Raw genomic sequence first — 20,806 nt, forward strand, 5'->3', positions numbered from 1 at the left:
GCGCAGGCCATATTGAGCCCACTATAGGACTGAGCTCAGTTTTAGGGCTTTACAAGCCTAGGTGTCTCGGTATAAAATTCCGCACCATTTTAAATAGACTTGGTTCGAGCAATTGAACCAGAACAACCTACACCTAAGGGGTGATGGCGTATGCCAATTATTAAAGTACGTGAAAACGAACCATTCGACGTAGCTCTGCGTCGTTTCAAGCGCTCTTGTGAAAAAGCTGGTATTTTAGCCGACGTGCGTGCTCGTGAATTCTACGAGAAGCCAACTACTGCACGTAAGCGCGCAAAAGCAGCTGCAGTTAAACGTTTAGCTAAGAAGCTTTCTCGCGAAAACGCACGTCGCGTACGTTTATATTAATCTCATATGAGCCTAATTGATCAGCTAAAAGACCATATGAAACAGGCCATGATCGCCAAAGAGAAGGCGCGCTTGAGCACTATTCGTATGGCATTAGCCGCCATCAAACAGATTGAAGTGGATACCCGCGAATCTCTGACTGATGAACAGGTTATAGCGGTCTTAACCAAAATGGTGAAACAACGTCGTGACTCGATTGCTCAATTTGAAGCAGCGGGTCGTAACGAGTTGGCCGACGTGGAAGCAGCAGAGATTCAAGTTATTGAAGCTTTCCTGCCTACCCCTCTTACAGAGGCGGAAATCGCGGCGCTCATCGATGCAACTATTGTAGAAGTAGGTGCATCCGCCATGGCGGATATGGGCAAAGTAATGGGAGCATTGAAATCTAAAGTGCAAGGACGTGCAGACATGGGCGCTATCGGCGCTATGATCCGTGCTAAATTGCAATAATTAGCGTTTCACTGTATGAACAAGCCGTGCCTATGCGCGGCTTGTTTGTTTAAATTCGCGCAAGGCGGGATTTTAAGCACTCAATGGCAATACCTCGTGATTTTATCAATGAGCTAATCGCTCGCACTGACATAGTCGAACTTATCGATCGTAAAGTGCCCTTGAAAAAGGCGGGTAAGAACTACTCGGCCTGTTGTCCTTTTCATAGCGAAAAATCACCTTCGTTTACCGTCAGCCGTGATAAACAGTTCTATCATTGCTTTGGCTGCGGTGCTCACGGCAACGCCATCGATTTTGTGATGGAGTATGACCGACTCGATTTTATTGATGCCATTGAAGATTTGGCGGGCCAGCTTGGATTAGAGGTTCCCAGAGAACAAGGCACAGGCAAGCGACATGATGACGGTTTAAGTCGTGACTTATATCAACTCATGGAAGAAGCGAGCCTTTACTTTCAAAACCAACTTAGACAACACCAAGATAAGCAAAAAGTTATCGATTATCTTGCCTATCGCGGTTTATCCGATGATGTAGTAGAACATTTTGGTATTGGCTTTGCGCCAGACGGTTGGGATGGCTTATTGGGCCGCTATCGTCAGAATCAAGATGCACAGGATAAGTTACTGACTGCAGGTATGTTAATTAGCAACGACAGTGGGAAACGTTACGACAGATTTCGTGACCGCCTCATGTTTCCTATCCGCGACAGGCGCGGACGAGTCATTGGTTTTGGTGGCAGAGTTTTAGGTGATGGCACACCCAAATACTTGAATTCTCCAGAAACGCCCATATTTCATAAGGGCAATGAGCTTTATGGTCTCTACGAACTAAAGCAGCGCTATCGCGATCCAGACAAAGTACTGATCGTTGAAGGCTATATGGATGTGGTGGCATTGGCGCAATTTGGCGTAGATTATGCTGTCGCTTCATTAGGCACCTCGACCACAGCTGAGCAATTTCAGCTTTTGCTGCGCAGCGCTAAAGAAGTGATTTGCTGTTACGACGGTGACAGAGCGGGTACTGAAGCGGCATGGCGCGCCTTAGAAACAGCATTGCCATTATTAAAGCCGGGCGATCAAGTGCGATTTATGTTCCTGCCTCAGGCCGAAGATCCTGATTCTATGGTTCGTAAAATTGGTAAAGATGCATTTGAAACCTTAATGGACTCTGCCATTGCACTACCCGAGTTTCTATTTGACACGTTAGCGACAAAATACGGTACAGATAAAGGCAACTTAGCGAAACAAGCTTTTATCTTAATTGAAAAAATTCAAGACACTGTGCTGCAAAATTTACTACTTGAGAACTTAGCTCACAAGTTAGGAATGAACAGCTCTGAAGATATGAAAAAGAAGCTAGGCTTTAGCGTAAAACAAGCTAAACCAATGGCAAGTAAAGGATTAAAAGGACGCGGTACACCATTGCGACTCGCCATCGCACTGCTAGTACAACATCCTAAACTGGGTATGGGTTTACCCCCACAACCCGCACTCGCCCACTTGCAGATGCCAGGCATAGAATTGCTGCCACTGTTATTGGAGATGACTCGAGAGCAAACGTTAAACAGCGCACAACTACTTGAACAATTCCGAGAGCACCCTTACAGCGGCACTCTCCATAAATTGGCCCAATGGGACCATCAAGTGGCGGATGAAAACTTGCTCGAAAAGTTTAAACAAACCCTGGTTTGGTTGAACAATCAATATATTGAACAACGATATCAGGAATTGAGTCTAAAACAGACTCATACAAAAGAAGAGAAGATGCAGCTCTCGAAGCTGATCTCAGTCATGAAAGGGTTAAACTGAGGCAAAAATGTCCTCATTCGCTACCCCAGTGACTAGCACAGATATGTGCACACGGCTATAATTGACGATTTGCGCGGCACTTGGCTTATGCTAAGTGTCCGTCGTTGTAACAGTTTCCCAACTTGGATGATATCTATGGATCATACTCCGCAGTCGCAACTTAAGCTGTTGCTTGCCAAAGGTAAAGAGCAAGGTTACTTAACCTATGCAGAAGTGAACGATCACTTACCTGCAGACATGGTCGATTCTGACCAGATCGAAGATATTATCCAGATGATAAATGACATGGGTATCCGGGTGTTCGAAGAAGCCCCCGATGCCGATGACATGATGATGTCGGAAGACAACACAGACGAAGATGCAGCAGAAGAAGCCGCCGCAGCACTGGCAACAGTAGAAAGCGAACTTGGCCGCACAACCGATCCCGTACGCATGTACATGCGTGAAATGGGTACCGTTGAGCTTCTGACCCGCGAAGGCGAAATTGTTATCGCCAAACGCATCGAAGAAGGCATCAACACAGTTCAAAGTTCAGTCGCCGAATATCCACAAGCGATCGCTATGATCCTTGAGCAATTCGACCAATTTGAAGCCGACGAACTGCGCTTATCTGATATTATCTCTGGATTTGTAAACCCGGACGAAGATGACGTAGCCCCGACCGCCACTCACATCGGCTCAGAATTATCTGAAGAAGAGCTGGACGATGAAGATGACGAAGAGGATGACGATGACAGCGAAGATGAAGAAGAAGGCAACAAAGGGCCTGATCCTGAAGAAGCTCGTGAAAGATTCGGTCAACTTAGAGCCGCTTACGAAAGCGCACTGAAAATTATCGAAGCTAAGGGTCGTGAACACCCTGAATCGGTAAAAGCCCTCTTCGAAATCGGCGAAATTTTCAAAGAATTCCGCTTAGTGCCTAAGCAGTTTGACCGTTTAGTCAAAAGCATGCGCACTATGATGGACCGCGTACGTGTTCAAGAACGTTTAGTATTAAAACTGTGCGTTGAACAAGCCAAAATGCCGAAGAAAAACTTCGTCAAATTCTTCACTGGCAACGAAACCAACCTCGATTGGTTCAACACTGAGAAAGCCTCAACGAAACCTTATGCCGAAGGCCTAAGAATGGTTGAAGATGACGTCATTCGTTGTCGTACCAAGCTTGCAGCAGTTGAAGAAGAAACCGGCTTAGCAATTTCTGCCATAAAAGACATCAACCGTCGTATGTCAATCGGTGAAGCCAAAGCACGCCGTGCGAAGAAAGAAATGGTTGAAGCAAACTTACGTCTGGTAATTTCTATCGCGAAGAAATACACCAACCGTGGTCTGCAATTCTTGGACTTAATCCAAGAAGGTAACATTGGCTTAATGAAAGCCGTGGATAAATTCGAATACCGTCGTGGTTACAAATTTTCGACCTATGCAACTTGGTGGATCCGTCAGGCGATTACCCGTTCTATCGCCGACCAAGCTCGTACTATTCGAATTCCAGTACACATGATCGAAACCATCAACAAGCTGAACCGTATCTCTCGCCAAATGCTACAGGAAATGGGCCGCGAGCCTTCACCTGAAGAACTGGCTGAGCGTATGATGATGCCGGAAGATAAGATCCGTAAGGTACTGAAAATAGCTAAAGAACCTATCTCCATGGAAACCCCAATCGGTGACGATGAAGATTCGCATTTAGGTGATTTTATCGAGGATACTACCCTCGAATTACCACTGGATTCAGCGACCAGCGAAAGCTTGAAAAACGCCACCCACGAAGTGTTAGCAGGTTTAACCGCCCGTGAAGCGAAAGTGCTGCGTATGCGTTTTGGTATCGATATGAACACTGACCACACTCTTGAAGAAGTGGGTAAACAGTTCGACGTGACCCGTGAACGTATTCGTCAAATTGAAGCTAAGGCACTGCGCAAACTGCGTCACCCTTCACGCTCAGAAATCTTAAAATCGTTCCTAGATGAATAGGCTGTTACAAGCCTAAAGTCAGCTAAGATGGATTAAAGCCCTGCCCATGCAGGGCTTTTTATTGTCTTTCCCACGCTAATATTGACATCAGCACAGCATCGAAGCCTTAAATTTAGGCGACGATAGCATTTAAGTTGATTAACAGATAACCAATTGAATCAGTTGCGTGAATTTCCAGCCAAAACACGGGTGACAAGCGTAAGTAAGCTTAGTATACTTCCTCCCGCTTCAGGTAATGACGATTACCTTAAGTCGGCCCCTTAGCTCAGTTGGTTAGAGCACACGACTCATAATCGTTAGGTCCACGGTTCAAGTCCGTGAGGGGCCACCACCCGATTCAACGAAAAAGCCCATTGATCCAATGGGCTTTTTTGTATCTAAAAACTGATCTCCGCTAGTTATCACACAATATCCGTGTATTTACACATTCCCCTCGCTGAACTGTTTTAAATTTTTAGCCTATTCGATGCTATTTAAATATCCATAAAAATAGGCTCTTTGATAAGTGTTAAGCAGCAACACAATCAAAGAGCCTATTTAAAATCAATGAACTAATTCAACAAACCTCTGGTGCTAGGTTTTTAACTTGCCTAACTGCTCATGTTGCTGCTTCACTAAGTTTGCTAAAACTACACTGCTTTGCTGTGCTTCACCCGCAAGACGTGCAAGTTCAGAAGCCGAATCAGAAATGCCTGTAATATTGCGATTAACCTCTTCAGTCACCGCGCTCTGCTCTTCTGCCGCTGCCGCGATATGGGTCACTTGGCCCGAAATTTCTTCAATCTGACTCACCATAGAGTTCAATGAGTTCAGCGCTTGCTCAGTTTGAGATACGGCCATTTGTGCCCGTTCAGCGCCTTTATCTATGATGCCAGAAGCACTTTGAACTTCTTTTTGCAGTGCATCGATAAGAGTACTAATATCATTCGTCGAGCTTTGAGTCTTAGATGCCAGCGCACGGACTTCGTCAGCCACCACAGCAAAACCCCGTCCTTGTTCACCCGCCCTCGCCGCCTCAATCGCCGCATTTAATGCCAGCAGGTTTGTTTGTGCGGCAATGGAACTGATCACCTCAAGAATACGACTAATATTCATACTACTGTCTGCGACTTTACTCACGGCCAGCTTAGCTTCCATTGACTCTTTAGACATAGTCGCCACAAAGCCCATCGCCTTAGTCAGACTTTCTTCACTGTGACGAATGTTGCGTGACATAGCTTCTGTTTCTGCAGCGGTTTGCTCAGACGCCTTAGCAACCTCAAGTGCCGTGGCACTCATTTGGTTTACGGCCGTTACCACACTCTCAATTTCACCATATTGACGATTGACACTATCACGAGTGAGCTGGGCAATTTTCGCTGAAGCTTGGCTTTCTTCCTGAGAACGACTCGCGAGGGTTTTCAGCTCGGCAATCAGGTTTTTCAGTTTATAAATAAAGGAGTTGAAACCTTTTGCTAACGCAATCAACTCTGCATGGGAGTCCACTTCTATCGATTGCGTTAAATCGCCATCAGCGCTTGCCAAGTGTTCTACACGGCCTTGGATCATCTTTAAGGGTGAAATAATGCTACGGATCACTAGGCTAATCGTAATCACAGCAGCAATCGACACGACAACACCGACCATGAGCAACAAACTTCCCAAGGAAGTTGCCATTTCATCCATGTCATTATTTAACACAATCGAACTCTTGTACGCCTGCGCAGTCGGCACTTGGATCACTAAGGACCACTCGGCATTCGCTAAAGGGATCTTAATTGGGTAGGCAACAATAATTTCATCATCGTTAACCATGTAACCCGAGTTCTTGTGTAACGAGATGATTTGTGAGGCAATTGCTGGATTTATAGACTCAGCCAAAGGACGAGCCTTTTTACTGTAATGACTTGCTGCAACCACTAAACCGCGGGTACTCAATAAAGTTACTTTCGCTTGCCCATCGTAGAGGCTCTTAGATAACTTATCGATAAGGGTTTGAAAGACTGGTAAGTTTAAATCAACACCGACCACACCGATAAACTGTTTACGCTTAAGCACAGGAACAGTTAGCGAGGTCATTAATGCTTTGTTACCGGGAGTAATTTCGTATAAATACGGCTCCATTAGACAGGGCTTTAAGGTTTCTTTACCGCATAAATACCATTCTGCATCACGGATCCCAAATTCATTTAGGCTAGTAAGGTATTTTTCTGACGAATCTTCAACCTGTTGATGTGCAACAGTGCCATTGTCATCACGGGTATAGTAAACCTCTAGGGCACCTGATGTCGTTACACTGTGGCTGGAATTAATATTCAGAAACTCAGTATCGAGCCCATCATAACCATTAGGTTCAAACTGGGCATACATGGAGGAAACTTGCGCATTCTTCTTAAGCACAGCCGCCACAGTGAGTTCTAAACGATCACGCTTTAAGGGAAGTTCTTCTGCCGTACTCTCCACCATACCGGCAAAAGAGTAAGGAATACGATAGGCTTCGTTAATAAATCCAGCGACCATTTCGCCATATTCACCGGCGCGGGCTTCGAGTTTATCCCGCGTTTCAGTTTGTAGGGTATTTTGAACTTGATCCGATAATTGCGCGTTTTGAGCCGACAGTGTCCACCATAAACTGATAGATAAAATAGCCACTATCGATAAAAATAATGCTGATGTAATCCACAACAACTTAGTACTGATGGACAAATGCTTCATCTAGTAAACTCCCAAGAGAACGACAATAGCGTAATTATTTTGATCTACTTTATTTTTATACTTTCTATACAGCATTAAAAATAGCACTTAGGGTAAGAATTACCAGCACTTAAGATAAAGAGTTGTCAATGGAATGTAAAACTTTTGAATGACTAAATCAAAAAAAGGCCAAATTCAAATAAATGAATTCAGCCTTTAATATCAAACACTATACTTGATTGAGTCTAGGATTAGCGTCCCCACAACCAAGCGGCGCCACGCACCCCAGATGAAGCACCATAATAATTTTTAACAACGGGTGTGTGGCACTCTCGGCCAACCACATAGAGCGGCAAAATTTTCGGTAATTCGGTATAAATAGCATCGATGTTAGACACGCCGCCGCCAAGGACGATAACATCAGGATCCATCATATTGATCACATGGGCCAATGAACGGGCTAAACGATCAATAAAGCGGTTAAATGCTTGAGTTGCCAGCGGATCTCCCGCTTGCATCATTTGGGCAATTTCAATACCGCTGTCAGCAACACCGCCCGCAGCGCGAAAGTCGCGAACAAAGCCTGTTCCAGATATAAACGTTTCGATACAGTCTCTATTACCACAAAAACACGTCGTGGTATTAAATTCATCGGCTTTCATCCACGGTAAAGGATTATGGCCCCACTCACCACCAATACCATTGCCACCATCATGTACTTGGCCTTTAATTGCGATACCAGCACCACATCCCGTTCCAATAATGGCACCAAATACAACTGACTTTCCTGCGGCAGCGCCATCTACCGCTTCTGATACGGCAAAACAGTTCGCATCATTAGCAATTTTTACTTTACGATTTAATCGAGTCCCCAGATCCACATCGAGTGGATGACCATTGATCCAAGTTGAATTAGCGTTTTTTACTAGGCCAGTAAAAGGAGAAACAACCCCAGGAATACCTATTCCGATAGTGGCGGTTTGCTGCAGGCTGTCTTCGACTTCAGTTACCAATGCAACCAAAGCATTGACTGTCGCAACATATTCTCTCGGTGTCGGGATGCGTTTACGAAAGACTTCGTTACCATCGCTATCTAATGCGACTACCTCGATTTTTGTGCCACCAAGATCGATACCAATTCGTAACATTCATATACTCCGTTTAAATATATTTAACGCAAAGCGATGCATTAACAACCTGATGCATATCTGCAACTGTAGAGACGCTGCTAAGTAGAACTTTTCGTTTTAAAGTTATCTACATTAGAATTTACAAGCGCACTATGCCTGCTGGACAAACAGCAATCAACCTCAATGTATTTAAATACACCATAGCGCATACCCGCACATGCCATTATGTGCTTATCCGATAGTACTGCGAATGTTCCTTGATTTATCCGCAGCAGAAAAACTTGGATAGAACTGTCCCCGCTTAAATCCACCTTAAAATTGATAAGGTCATTTGTAACAAAGTCTGTTTTTGCCTATGTCTGCCATTGGTTTGAATTGGTTATCGCCTTATACTTTTGAGCTCAAATATTAAAACAACAATGTTGGAAGCAAGCGATATGACTATTGGGACTGCTCCGGTAAGTAAAACACATTCATTTATGACTGTGTCTCTTATCGAATTATGGGAACGCTTTGGTTATTACGGCATGCAAGCGCTGATTGTGTACTTTATGGTGCAGCGCCTTGGCTTTGATGACTCACGTGCAAACTTAGTATGGAGTGCCTGTGCGGCACTTATTTATGTATCACCGGCAATTGGTGGCTGGGTTGGGGATAAAATCCTCGGCACCAAACGCACTATGCTGCTCGGTGCGGGGATCCTCTCTCTGGGTTATGCGCTAATGGCCGTACCCACTGAAAATACGTGGTTTATGTTTTCAGCGCTCGGCGTGATTGTGGTCGGTAACGGCCTATTCAAGCCGAATGCGGGTAACTTAGTCCGTAAAATCTATGAAGGTGACGATTCTAAAATCGACAGTGCTTTTACCATCTATTACATGGCGGTAAACGTGGGTTCGACCTTCTCTATGTTGCTCACGCCTTGGATTAAAGATTACGTTAACGCCCAATATGGCAACGAATTTGGCTGGCACGCGGCCTTTGCTGTGTGCTGTGTCGGTATATTGGTGGGGTTAGGTAACTATGCACTCATGCGTAAGAGTCTAGTCCATTACGGTTCTGAGCCAGATACTCGCCCAGTGAACAAGAAAAACCTCGCGATTGTATTGGGTCTATCCGCATTGTCGGTTGTCGCTTCAGCCATTATTCTTGAATACGAAGCTGTTGCGCGCGTCTTCGTTTATGCAGCAGGCGTAGCCGTATTGGCAATCTTCTTCCACTTGATCCGCACCAGCGAAACCAGTGAAAGAGCTGGACTGATTGCAGCACTGATCCTTACCGTGCAAACTGTGTTCTTCTTTATTTTCTATCAACAAATGTCAACGTCACTCGCGCTGTTTGCCCTGCGTAACGTGGATTGGGATTTTCAAGTTTTTGGTACCCACTTGTGGACTTGGTCACCTGCCCAGTTCCAAGCATTAAATCCATTATGGATTATGGTATTAAGTCCAGTACTCGCATGGAGCTATTCGTGGGCTGGACGCAATGATAAAGACTTTTCTATCGCGGCGAAATTTGCTCTCGGTTTTGCCGTTGTGGCGATTGGCTTCTTTATCTATGGCTTTGCGGGCCAATTTGCCGTCAATGGTAAAACCTCTTCATGGATCATGATCTGGGGCTATGCCTCTTACTCTTTAGGGGAATTGCTGGTGAGTGGTCTTGGACTTGCCATGATTGCTCGTTACGTACCTGCACGCATGGGCGGCTTTATGATGGGTGCCTATTTCGTCGCATCAGGTATTTCCCAGTATTTAGGCGGTGTGGTTGCTAACTTCGCCAGTGTACCCAAGGATTTAGTCGACCCACTGCAAACCTTACCCGTATACACAAGTCTGTTTAATAAACTAGGTATAGCCGCTGTGGTCTGTACCTTTATCGCACTTGCGGTATTACCTCTGATGCGTCGCCTGACTGAGACTCACCATTCACATAGCAATGCGGCTGATCATGATATTAATGAAAGTGCTGCAGCATCGCTACGGGATGTGAAAGCCGAGCAGTAATGCTCGACTGACAATAGCGATTTATCTATTGCATAACATTAACTGCCGATAGCCCTGCTATCGGCAGTTTTTTTATCACTTCATTCAACATCGTTTATACCCTTATATTGCTACTCATAGCCAAATGAGCTTTAGCGAAAGTCATGCAATCCCACTGTGACTGGCTTAGCGCTGAGTTGCTGAGAATAAGAACTTCAGTTCCACATTATCGGCCCTCATACAGGGATGACTTCACCGTCTCGATTTGTTACAAAGAAAGTATGAACTCGGACGCACTCGGTTTAATAGCGCTGCTCAAGTACAAACTCAAATTGACATGACTAATGAAATAACGAAGGGAAAAGAGTTAGCCGTTCAAGCTTGAGAAGCACGGAACTTAGCCCCATATCAATAACACTGAATACCTTTTATTCATCAAGACTGAGCCGTTAACGCTTTTTCTTAGCAATGAGCCTAGCTAGCAATGCAACAAACAATACGCCTAACACAGTTAGCGCCTCTTGTTGTTGCTAGCAAAAACGGCAGTCACTTGGAGACACTATGTCACAACAGACATCAATATTGGCCGATATTCCCTTCTCGCTATTGGAACTCGCGCCCATGCGCCAAGGCTTAACCGTGGGTGAAACGCTGCACAGCAGTTTGCAGTATGCCAAGGAAGCCGACAGACTCGGCTTTAATCGTTTTTGGTTTGCCGAACACCATAATATGCCCGGTATCGCTAGCGCGGCGACCTCGGTATTAATTGGCTATATTGCTGGCAATACTCAGCGTATTCGCGTCGGCGCGGGTGGGATTATGCTGCCAAACCATGCGCCTTTAGTGGTCGCCGAACAGTTCGGTACCCTTGAAAGCTTATATCCTGGTCGAATCGATTTAGGACTGGGCCGCGCGCCCGGCAGCGATCAAATTACCAGTCGAGCACTGAACCGTGATACCAGTCGCGCCGAACAATTCCCCGAAGAAGTCAGTGAATTACAAACTCTACTTGGCCCTTACAATGGTCGCCATGCGGTGCGAGCGATTCCCGGAGAAGGCACTAATGTGCCAATTTGGTTATTGGGCTCGAGTCTCTTTAGCGCACAGTTAGCGGCGCAGCGCGGTTTACCCTATGTGTTTGCGGGCCACTTTGCACCACGTTTTCTCTACGATGCGATTGAAATCTATCGCCGCGACTTTAAACCTTCTCAAGTGCTTGATAAGCCGTATGTGATGCTTGGCTTACCGTTAGTTGCCGCCGATACAGATGAAGAGGCGCAATATTTGGGCACGACCTCAAAACAGCGCGTGCTGGCACTTATCCGTGGTCACGAGTTATGGCTAAAGCCACCGGTTAACACTATGGATGGCTTATGGAGTGTGCAAGAAGAAACCTATGTCGATAATTTCTTAGGTTTATCCGTTACTGGTGGCCCAGCGACGATTAAGCATCGTTTGGAAATGATCGTAAAAGAACTCGGCGTGAATGAGTTTATTTTTACCAACGACTTGTATGACCTTGATAAACGCAAAAAAGCATTACAGATCCTAATGGAGATTAAAAAGTAGCGATTCAGTAACCGTCATAGGTACTAAAAGTCACTGGCAGTAAAAACAGCCAATTCCAAAACAATCGCCCCCAATAAAAATCCCGCCGAAGCGGGATTTTTATTGGGCAAAGCTTTTATCTAAAACTGTTTTTATATCAAAGTGATATTAGCTTTTCAGTACGGCATTAAAGCTGGCGTTAAGAATACCAAGGCCTGCATCAATTTGTGCATCCGGCGCCGTTAATGGCACCAAAATACGCAGCACATTACCGTAAGTACCGCAAGATAATAAAATCAATCCACGGTTACGAGCTTCAGCCAACACTTGCGCGCAATAGTGCGGTGCAGGTTTACCCTCTTCCATCAATTCGATGGCGATCATAGCGCCTAAACCACGCACATCGGCGATTTGTGGATGTTCGACCTGCATCACATTTAGGGCAGACTTAATGCGCTCACCAATGGCATTAGCCCTTTCTAGCAACTTTTCTTCTTCAAACACTTCAATGACAGCAAGCGCAGCGGCGCACGCTAACGGATTACCACCATAAGTACCGCCAAGACCACCGGGACCCACTGCATCCATGACTTGGGCGCGGCCGGTAATGCCCGAGAGTGGAAAACCACCCGCAATAGATTTAGCAAAGGTCGTGATATCTGCAGCAACCCCCATTTGCTCCATAGCGAAGAAAGTGCCAGTACGGCCCGCGCCTGTTTGCACTTCATCGGCGATCAGCATAATGCCTTCACGGTCGCATAGTGCGCGTAAACGTTGCATAAAGGCGGGCGATGCAGCGTAGAAACCGCCCTCGCCCTGCACTGGCTCTAAAATAATGGCGGCGATATCACTCGGCTCGGCATCATTTTTAAAGATACGTTCAATGGAGGCCATAGCATCATCATCGGACACGCCATGCATTTCGCACGGGAACTCAGCGCGGAACACATTCGCCGACATCAGCCCCATACCTTTACTGTAAGGCGCGACTTTTCCGGTCAATGCCAAAGCCGCAATAGTGCGACCATGGTAGCCCGAGGTAAACGCAATCACGCCAGCACGTTTGGTATAGGCACGCGCCACTTTAACTGCGTTTTCAACCGCTTCTGAACCACTAGTGAATAGTGCCGTCTTCTTGGCAAAATCCCCAGGAACCAGTTGATTGAGCTTTTCACATACTTGGATATAGCTCTCGTAGCCGAGCACCATAAAACAGGTATGGGAAAAATTATCCAGCTGAGCCGCAACCGCCGCCTTCACTTTAGGATGAAGGTGACCCGTATTGAGCACGGCAATGCCGCCCGCAAAATCGATAAACTCGCGACCTTCAACATCCCACACAGTCGCATTTTCGGCGCGGGCGGTAAAAATAGGGTGAATTTGCCCGACACCACCCGCAACTGCGGCTTGGCGACGTGCCATCAATGAATCATTGGTTGTTGTCATTTAGTCTTCCTCACTCGCCAAATCGGGCCGTATTAAACGGACATGCAGATGTATTTGATTTCTAGATATTCTTCGATACCGAACTTAGAGCCTTCGCGGCCAAGCCCTGAAGATTTCATCCCGCCAAAAGGTGCGACTTCCGTCGAAATCAAGCCAGTGTTGACCCCAACCATGCCATATTCCAAGGCTTCGGCGACTTTCCACACCAATGAAATATCGCGACCATAGAAATAGGCGGCGAGGCCAAATTCAGTATCATTAGCTTGTTTAATCACATCGTCGACATCGCTGAATTTAAACAGCGGCGCGAGTGGACCAAAGGTTTCTTCGCGGGCAACAAGCATGCTTTTATCGACATTGGTGAGCACGGTTGGCTCGAAGAAATTACCGCCAAGATCATGAACTTTGCCGCCCGCGATCACAGAGGCGCCTTTAGCGATAGCATCGATAAGGTGACTTTGTACTTTCTCGACCGCGGCAGCATTGATCAACGGACCCGTAGTGATGCCCTCGTTGATGCCCTCTCCGACCTTAAGCTTGCCAACAGCAGTGCTAAGTTTTAAGGCAAACTCGTCGTATACACCGTCTTGCACATAAATGCGGTTAGCGCAGACGCAGGTTTGGCCGGCATTACGATATTTAGCTATCATGGCGCCTTCGACAGCGGCATCGATATTGGCATCGTTAAATACGATAAATGGTGCATTGCCGCCAAGCTCTAGCGACAGTTTTTTTAAGGTAGGCGCACATTGCGCCATTAATTTAATACCGATATTGGTTGAGCCAGTGAAAGACAGCTTACGCACTATCGGGTTGCTGCACATTTCATTACCAATCTGCACCGCATCACCCGTTAACACACTAAATACGCCCGCAGGAATACCGGCACGCTTAGCAAGTTCAGCCATCGCTAATGCGGTAAAGGGTGTTTGGTGCGCAGGTTTTACCACCATAGTGCAACCCGCAGCTAACGCTGGAGCGGCTTTACGGGTGATCATCGCGGCAGGAAAGTTCCACGGCGTTATCGCAGCAGTTACACCGACAGGCTGCTTAATTACCATCAAGCGTTTATCCCCTTGATGCCCAGGAATGGTATCGCCATAAATACGTTTCGCTTCTTCGGCAAACCACTCGATAAACGAAGCGGCATAGGTTACTTCACCTTTCGCTTCTGCCAGCGGTTTACCCTGCTCAGTCGTCATGAGTAATGCTAAGTCATCACTGTTTTCATTGAGTAATTCAAACCAACGCCTTAACTTAGCACCGCGCTCTTTGGCTGTGAGCGATCGCCATGCAGGTAAAGCCGCTTCTGCCGACTTAATCGCCATTTCAGTTTCAACTTGTCCCATATTAGGAACGTAGCCAATCAGGGCATTGGTTGCGGGATTAACCACCTTTAGCGTGTCACCAGAAACGGCATCACACCATTGACCATTAATAAAAGACTGTTGACGTAGCAAACTCGGATCATTTAATTGCACAAGGATTTCCTCGTATTGTGAAGCTACCTAGCTTCTTAAAAGTGATGATGTTAGAGACCTAGTTTGTCTCTTAACGTGTAATACCAAGCTCCGATAGCACTAAAAGGGACGCGAAGTGCGTGACCGCCGGGAAAAGGATAATGTGGCAATGCAGCAAAGGCATCGAAGCGCGTGGCTTGGCCGTTGAGCATCTCGGCCAGTAACTTGCCCGCCAAATGGGTATAAGTGACACCGTGGCCACTGCAACCCTGGGAATAATAGATGTTCTTACCGATACGACCGACCTGTGGCAGGCGCGATAGCGTCAGTAGGAAGTTACCTGTCCACGCATAATCGATCTTCACATCCTTTAATTGTGGGAAGGTTTTGAGCATGTTCGGAATAATGATCGATTTGATATCCGCCGGATCGCGGGCGCCATACACTACGCCGCCACCGTAAATCATCCGCTTGTCACCAGACAGACGGAAATAATCGAGCAGATAGTTACAGTCTTCGACGCAGTAATCCTGCGGTAATAAGCTCGCAGCCAGATCGGCACTCAAAGGCTCTGTGGTAATCACTTGCGTGCCGCAGGGCATAGATTTTGCCTGCAGCTCTGGCATTAACTTACCTAAATAGGCGTTACCCGCCACCACCACAAACTTGGCTTTCACACTGCCCTGCGCCGTATGCACAACAGGGCTATCGCCCTCATCGACACTCAGCACTGCTGAGTCTTCATAAATCTTACCGCCGAGGGATTCGACCGCGCGCGCTTCGCCTAGGGCTAAATTAAGCGGGTGAATATGGCCACCGCTTTTATCCAGTAGACCACCGACATAACGCTCAGTATTTACCACACCGCGAATACCTTTAGCATCGAGAAGTTCGAGCTGATTAACATGGCCGTGGCTTTCCCACAGTTGTTTTTGATGGCGTAAATGGCCCATTTGCTTTTCGTTCATCGCGGCAAACACGCCGCCATCTTTTAGATCGCATTGAATATTATACTTAGCAATACGATCGCGGATGATTTGCCCGCCCTCAAAGGCCATTTGGCCAAAGAGTTTACCTTGTTCTTTACCGACTGTTTTTTCAATAGTATCAATGTCACGGCTATAACTATTAACGATTTGTCCGCCATTACGGCCCGAGGCGCCCCAGCCAATGCGAGCAGCTTCTAATACCACCACACTCATGCCAGATTCTAATAAATGCAGCGCGGCAGAAAGGCCTGTATAACCTGCGCCAATCACACAAACATCGGCTTCAATCGATTCCTGTAGACGCGGACGTTCAACCTTATCGTTGGCCGATGCCGCATAATATGATCCAGCGTGAGCTATGGCAGACATGTTGTTCCCTTGAATTCTAATGTTCATTATTTTAAACAGCCATCACATCCTACACCTTCATAAAACGAAACACTAGCCAGAAAAGCGCAATAATTTACATTTTGTTTGATATATCAAACACGAGATTATTTTTAGCTCAGTGATTCAATTCTGGTGATCTTGAGTAACAGGACTAGCCTGCAAAGCAAAGCGGGTGATGGGAGCGGTGACAAATATCAAGGATGGCTTTAGCAATACCAAAGCCATCCCCAAATTAAACTAACTAGTTCATTGGTGTACGGTCGCGTTTCTCTGCCCGTCTTGCCATATACCAAGAAAGGAAAGCGATGAGTGAAACACACAGTATGATCAGCGTCGCTAAGGCATTGATCTTAGGAGAAACTCCTAAACGTACCGAAGAGAACACCACCATAGGCAGGGTCGTTGCACCAGGACCAGAGGCAAAACTTGCGATCACTAAATCGTCTAAGGACAAACTGAATGACAACAACCAACCCGCCACCAGCGCCGGCGAAATCATAGGCACAGTGATCAAGAAGAAAGTCTTGAGCGGTGTTGCCCCTAAGTCCATTGCCGCCTCTTCGATTGACATATCAAGCTCGCGCAATCTTGAAGACACCACCACAGCCACATAGGCAGCACAAAATGTTGAGTGTGCAATCCACACTGTCATCATGCCACGCTCCCTAGGCCAGCCCAACAAATCTGCCATGTGCACAAACAGTAAAAGCAAAGACAGACCAGTGATCACTTCAGGCATTACCAGCGGTGCAGTAATCATGTTCGACAGGGTCAGTTTTGCCCATGAACGCTTAAAGCGTGTCATCACAAAGGCTGCCATAGTGCCGATAATGACTGCCATAGTTGAGCTATAAAACGCTATCCGCAGGCTGGTCCATACTGCATCTAAAATCTGTTGGTCTTGAAATAACTCGCCATACCATTTAGGTGAAAATCCGCCCCATACCGTCACTAATTTAGAGTCGTTAAAGGAATAAATCACCAGCACTAACATAGGTGCATACAAGAAAAACAAGCCAAACCAGAGCATCACTGAAGAAAAGCTTAATTTTTTCATAGGTCTTTCTCCAAACTACGCGCCTGATAGCGATGGAATAAAGTGATCGGAATAATCAATAAGCCCAGCATCACAATCGCCAGTGACGAAGCCACAGGCCAGTCGCGGTTATTGAAAAACTCTTGCCATAACACTCGACCTATCATCAAGGAATCGGGACCACCGAGTAGCTCTGGGATCACAAACTCACCCACGGCAGGAATAAACACCAGCATAGAACCAGCAATCACACCACTTTTTGACAGCGGGAAAGTAATTTTCCAGAAGGTATTCAAACGGCTTGAACCCAAGTCAGACGCAGCTTCAATCAAACTCATATCAAGTTTCACTAAGGTGGCGTACAAGGGCAGAATCATAAAGGGTAAATACGCATAGATGATGCCGATATACACGGCAATATTGGTATTGAGGATCTGTAACGGCTCAGAAATAATCCCCAACCACATCAGTGAATTATTGATAATACCAGTGTTACTTAAGATCCCCATCCAAGCGTAAACACGGATTAAAAATGAGGTCCAAGAAGGCAACATAACTAACAGCAGCAGCACGGTTTGCAACCGCGCAGGGGCACGGGCAATGGCATAGGCCATTGGGTAGCCAATAATCAAGCAGCCCAAGGTCGAAATTAACGCCATTTTCAATGAGCTGAGATAAGCCATGTAATATAGCGAATCATCGAGCAACATCAAATAGTTACCCAAATGCAGGAAGATATTTAATACATCGTCAGCATATTGGAATGTTGCTTCATAGGGCGGGATAGCAATCGCCGCCGTCGAAAAACTCAGTTTAAGGACAATCGCAAACGGTAAGGCAAAAAACAGCAGCAGCCAAGCGTAGGGAATACCTAGGGTCCAGAAGCGGCCCTTAAGCCACTTAAATTTAATGGGTTTCTTCATGATCTCAACACCACGCCACTGGTGTCCTCCCAACTAATGAACACTTCGTCATCCCATGTGGCATGATCGGCGCGGCGTTCACGGTTAGTCATACTGCACTGTACGATTTGACCATTCTCTAAACGAATGTAATAGACTGAAATACCGCCTAAATACGCGATATCATGCACGATTCCTTTCGCCCAGTTGTACTGACCTTCAGGCTGCTCACGGCTAATAATGGTCTTTTCAGGACGCACTGCTAGCCAAACATTCTTATCTTCAACGTTAGTCGTGACGCCATAACCGACATAGAAAGGTTGAGCCAAATCATTAGATTTAATGATCAGATGGTCGACTTCATCAACTTCAATCGCGCCACCAAACAAATTCACAGTACCGATAAACTCGGCAATCATACGACTGTTAGGGCTTTCGTAAATATCCATTGGCGAGCCAGTTTGAGCAATCCAGCCATCACTCATGATCGAAATTCGACCTGCCATTGTCATGGCTTCTTCCTGATCGTGGGTCACCATCACGCAGGTCACGCCGACACGCTCAAGGATTTCAACCACTTCTAGCTGCATTTGGGTACGTAGTTTTTTATCCAATGCGCCCATAGGCTCATCGAGCAGTAATAATTTAGGCCGTTTCGCCAATGAACGGGCCAGTGCAACACGCTGGCGCTGACCACCAGATAACTGATGCGGTTTACGCTTACCGTATTGCTCCATATGCACGAGTTTCAGCATATCTTGCACACGCTGTTCAATTTCGGCTTTAGGCAGCTTGTCTTGCTTCAAACCAAATGCAATGTTTTGTGCCACTGTCATGTGGGGAAACAAAGCATAGGATTGAAACATCATATTGATGGGACGTTCGTATGGCGGTAAATCGGTGATATCTTCCCCATCAAGGAAAATACGGCCAGAGGTGGGCTTTTCAAAACCCGCCAACATGCGCAGTAGTGTTGACTTACCCGAGCCTGACCCGCCAAGTAAGGCAAAAATTTCGCCTTTATTGATAGTTAATGACACATCGTCGACAGCCCGCACGTCATCGAATAATTTGCTTACCCGCTCAATCTTGAGCAGTACTTTTTCTTGCGTCTTTGTTGTCGGTTTATTGGTGACGCTCGAGGTGATTGCCATAGTACTTCTCCACCCGAAAATGAGGCGTAGATACGCTCAAACTCTAGGTTCAACACGATTAATGAATGAAAAGTGGTTAAACAAACTGTGTCAAATCCTATACGTGGATTAACTATGCATAGGATTGGACATAGAAGTTTGCCAAGCTGGGGGCAAGCTAGGCTTGCCCCCTATCGACTATTGTCCTGACTTCACTTTGGTCCAAACACGGGTTAATACGCGCTGAATTTTCAAAGGACGAATTTCACCGATATAAAGTTTGTCTAACACTTCTTGTGGTGGATAGATCGCAGGATCGGTACGGATAGCCTCATCAACCAGAGGTTGAGCGGGATCGTTCGGGTTAGCATAGGCCACATAGTTAGAGATAGGCGCTATGACTTCTGGACGCAGAAAATAGTTAATCAGCGTAAGTGCATTATCGACGTTCGTTGAATCAGCAGGGATAGCTAACATATCGAACCACAGATTGGCACCTTCTTTTGGAATGGAGTAGCCAATCTTATTGCCATTTTTTGCTTCTTCAGCACGGGCCTTCGCTTGGAATACGTCACCGGAGAAACCGTAAGCGACACAGATGTCACCGTTTGCTAAGTCAGAAATATAACGTGAAGAATGGAAATACGTCACATAAGGACGAATTTTTTCCAGTAACTCACCCGCTTTTTCATAGTCTTCAGCCTTAGTGCTGTTAGGATCTAAGCCTAAATAAATCATCGCCTGTGGCACCATATCGTCGGCAGAGTCCAACATAGCAAAGCCACACTTAGAAATTTTTTCAGCGTATTTAGGATTGAAGATCAGTTCCATTGAGTTAAATGGCGCATCTTCCCCCACAGCGGCTTTCACTTTATCTATGTTGTAACCAATGCCATTGGTTCCCCATAAATAAGGCACAGCATATTGGTTACCCGGATCGGCTTTTTCAAGCAACTTCATCAGGGCTGGATTTAAATTTTTAAAATTAGGTAACTTAGCACGGTCTAAAGGTTTGAAAGCACCCGCTTTGATTTGCTTAGCGAGAAAGTGGTTAGAAGGTACAACGATATCGTAGCCACTACGACCAGACAGTAATTTAGCCTCAAGCACTTCGTTACTATCAAATACATCGTAAATTACCCTAATGCTCGTTTCTTTCTTGAAGTTTTCTAAGGTATCTTCCGCGATATAATCTGACCAGTTATACACGCGAACCACTTCTTCCGCTTGGGCCACTGCGCTCGCAAATACACTCGCAGTCACCAGCGCTAATGTGGTCATCTTATTAAATAGCTTCATGCTTTCTCCTTTCTCGGGTAGCAGAACTGCTTAAGCAAATTCTGACATTGTGTCACCGGGCTGCCCGGATATTGTTGTTATTTTCGACCAATGCTACACCTTAAAAACCGCATCGGCAGTCTCTACGGCATGATAACCATGCCTACTTTATATCTTGCTGCAATTTGTTAAGTATCAGGTTTCGTGCCAAATTTTCGAGGCATCTGTATTGCATTAACAC

General features: G+C 46.0%; 15 protein-coding genes and 1 tRNA gene. 7 read left to right on the forward strand and 9 right to left on the reverse strand.

The window, feature by feature from the left end; genetic code table 11:
- Window positions 1–150 precede the first annotated feature (150 nt).
- The 5 genes from rpsU (at window position 151) to L5M51_RS13970 (ending at window position 4,929) form a co-directional block, all read left to right on the forward strand.
- Window positions 151–366 carry a 30S ribosomal protein S21 gene (rpsU, locus tag L5M51_RS13950; protein WP_006080725.1) on the forward strand — a complete coding sequence of 72 codons (216 nt, stop codon included), beginning with the start codon at window positions 151–153 and terminating at the stop codon, window positions 364–366.
- 6 nt (window positions 367–372) lie between these two features.
- Window positions 373–816 (forward strand): GatB/YqeY domain-containing protein, encoded by a 444-nt coding sequence (locus L5M51_RS13955; protein ID WP_028760869.1) that lies wholly within the window; start codon window positions 373–375, stop codon window positions 814–816.
- 83 nt (window positions 817–899) lie between these two features.
- Entirely contained in the window at window positions 900–2,624 is a 1,725-nt protein-coding gene (dnaG, locus tag L5M51_RS13960) for a DNA primase (RefSeq protein ID WP_105249891.1), read from the forward strand.
- A 135-nt stretch (window positions 2,625–2,759) separates the two neighbouring features.
- On the forward strand, window positions 2,760–4,598 hold the full coding sequence (gene rpoD / locus L5M51_RS13965; protein WP_105249892.1) for an RNA polymerase sigma factor RpoD: 1,839 nt from the start codon (window positions 2,760–2,762) through the stop codon (window positions 4,596–4,598).
- Between the two features lie 254 nt (window positions 4,599–4,852).
- Window positions 4,853–4,929, forward strand: a tRNA-Ile gene (locus tag L5M51_RS13970).
- Window positions 4,930–5,171: 242 nt separating this feature from the next.
- Here L5M51_RS13970 and L5M51_RS13975 read toward each other — a convergent pair.
- The gene (locus L5M51_RS13975; RefSeq protein WP_105249900.1) at window positions 5,172–7,292 is read right to left on the reverse strand and encodes a methyl-accepting chemotaxis protein; all 2,121 of its coding nucleotides are present in this window, start codon (window positions 7,290–7,292) and stop codon (window positions 5,172–5,174) included.
- Between the two features lie 230 nt (window positions 7,293–7,522).
- On the reverse strand, window positions 7,523–8,419 hold the full coding sequence (mak, locus tag L5M51_RS13980; protein ID WP_028760873.1) for a fructokinase: 897 nt from the start codon (window positions 8,417–8,419) through the stop codon (window positions 7,523–7,525).
- Window positions 8,420–8,838: 419 nt separating this feature from the next.
- Between mak and L5M51_RS13985 the strand changes: the two genes are divergently transcribed.
- Both L5M51_RS13985 and L5M51_RS13990 read left to right on the forward strand, forming a co-directional pair.
- Entirely contained in the window at window positions 8,839–10,404 is a 1,566-nt protein-coding gene (locus L5M51_RS13985) for a peptide MFS transporter (protein WP_263146012.1), read from the forward strand.
- Window positions 10,405–10,944: 540 nt separating this feature from the next.
- Window positions 10,945–11,952 carry an LLM class flavin-dependent oxidoreductase gene (locus L5M51_RS13990; RefSeq protein ID WP_263173324.1) on the forward strand — a complete coding sequence of 336 codons (1,008 nt, stop codon included), beginning with the start codon at window positions 10,945–10,947 and terminating at the stop codon, window positions 11,950–11,952.
- Between the two features lie 147 nt (window positions 11,953–12,099).
- Here L5M51_RS13990 and gabT read toward each other — a convergent pair whose 3' ends face one another.
- The 7 genes from gabT to L5M51_RS14025 form a co-directional block, all read right to left on the reverse strand.
- A complete protein-coding gene (gene gabT, locus L5M51_RS13995; protein WP_263146007.1) occupies window positions 12,100–13,377 on the reverse strand; it encodes a 4-aminobutyrate--2-oxoglutarate transaminase in 1,278 nt (425 codons plus the stop codon).
- A gap of 32 nt (window positions 13,378–13,409) precedes the next feature.
- Window positions 13,410–14,858: an NADP-dependent succinate-semialdehyde dehydrogenase gene (gene gabD, locus L5M51_RS14000; RefSeq protein ID WP_263173325.1), complete on the reverse strand. Its 1,449-nt coding sequence runs from the start codon at window positions 14,856–14,858 to the stop codon at window positions 13,410–13,412.
- Window positions 14,859–14,908: 50 nt separating this feature from the next.
- The gene (locus L5M51_RS14005; protein ID WP_212599957.1) at window positions 14,909–16,195 is read right to left on the reverse strand and encodes an NAD(P)/FAD-dependent oxidoreductase; all 1,287 of its coding nucleotides are present in this window, start codon (window positions 16,193–16,195) and stop codon (window positions 14,909–14,911) included.
- Between the two features lie 262 nt (window positions 16,196–16,457).
- Complete coding sequence (locus L5M51_RS14010; protein ID WP_105249905.1) at window positions 16,458–17,273, reverse strand: ABC transporter permease subunit; 816 nt, start codon at window positions 17,271–17,273, stop codon at window positions 16,458–16,460.
- Window positions 17,270–18,175 (reverse strand): ABC transporter permease subunit, encoded by a 906-nt coding sequence (locus tag L5M51_RS14015; protein ID WP_263173326.1) that lies wholly within the window; start codon window positions 18,173–18,175, stop codon window positions 17,270–17,272. The genes L5M51_RS14010 and L5M51_RS14015 overlap by 4 nt, the downstream gene beginning before the upstream one ends.
- The gene (gene potA, locus L5M51_RS14020; RefSeq protein WP_028760881.1) at window positions 18,172–19,308 is read right to left on the reverse strand and encodes a polyamine ABC transporter ATP-binding protein; all 1,137 of its coding nucleotides are present in this window, start codon (window positions 19,306–19,308) and stop codon (window positions 18,172–18,174) included. Before potA ends, L5M51_RS14015 begins: the two co-directional genes overlap by 4 nt.
- A 177-nt stretch (window positions 19,309–19,485) precedes the next feature.
- On the reverse strand, window positions 19,486–20,586 hold the full coding sequence (locus L5M51_RS14025; protein WP_028760882.1) for a polyamine ABC transporter substrate-binding protein: 1,101 nt from the start codon (window positions 20,584–20,586) through the stop codon (window positions 19,486–19,488).
- Between the last annotated feature and the right edge of the window lie 220 nt (window positions 20,587–20,806).

Source organism: Shewanella sp. SM73 (genome assembly GCF_025653795.1).
Taxonomy (GTDB): domain Bacteria; phylum Pseudomonadota; class Gammaproteobacteria; order Enterobacterales; family Shewanellaceae; genus Shewanella; species Shewanella oncorhynchi.

Coding starts and splice junctions, on each gene's coding strand:
- L5M51_RS13955 (WP_028760869.1), top strand. CDS start 373: ATGAGCCTAATTGATCAGCTAAAAGACCATATGAAACAGGCCATGATC.
- L5M51_RS13990 (WP_263173324.1), top strand. CDS start 10,945: ATGTCACAACAGACATCAATATTGGCCGATATTCCCTTCTCGCTATTG.
- gabT (WP_263146007.1), bottom strand. CDS start 13,377: ATGACAACAACCAATGATTCATTGATGGCACGTCGCCAAGCCGCAGTT.
- L5M51_RS14015 (WP_263173326.1), bottom strand. CDS start 18,175: ATGAAGAAACCCATTAAATTTAAGTGGCTTAAGGGCCGCTTCTGGACC.
- L5M51_RS13975 (WP_105249900.1), bottom strand. CDS start 7,292: ATGAAGCATTTGTCCATCAGTACTAAGTTGTTGTGGATTACATCAGCA.
- rpsU (WP_006080725.1), top strand. CDS start 151: ATGCCAATTATTAAAGTACGTGAAAACGAACCATTCGACGTAGCTCTG.
- L5M51_RS14005 (WP_212599957.1), bottom strand. CDS start 16,195: ATGTCTGCCATAGCTCACGCTGGATCATATTATGCGGCATCGGCCAAC.
- L5M51_RS14025 (WP_028760882.1), bottom strand. CDS start 20,586: ATGAAGCTATTTAATAAGATGACCACATTAGCGCTGGTGACTGCGAGT.
- L5M51_RS13985 (WP_263146012.1), top strand. CDS start 8,839: ATGACTATTGGGACTGCTCCGGTAAGTAAAACACATTCATTTATGACT.
- rpoD (WP_105249892.1), top strand. CDS start 2,760: ATGGATCATACTCCGCAGTCGCAACTTAAGCTGTTGCTTGCCAAAGGT.
- mak (WP_028760873.1), bottom strand. CDS start 8,419: ATGTTACGAATTGGTATCGATCTTGGTGGCACAAAAATCGAGGTAGTC.
- L5M51_RS14010 (WP_105249905.1), bottom strand. CDS start 17,273: ATGAAAAAATTAAGCTTTTCTTCAGTGATGCTCTGGTTTGGCTTGTTT.
- dnaG (WP_105249891.1), top strand. CDS start 900: ATGGCAATACCTCGTGATTTTATCAATGAGCTAATCGCTCGCACTGAC.
- potA (WP_028760881.1), bottom strand. CDS start 19,308: ATGGCAATCACCTCGAGCGTCACCAATAAACCGACAACAAAGACGCAA.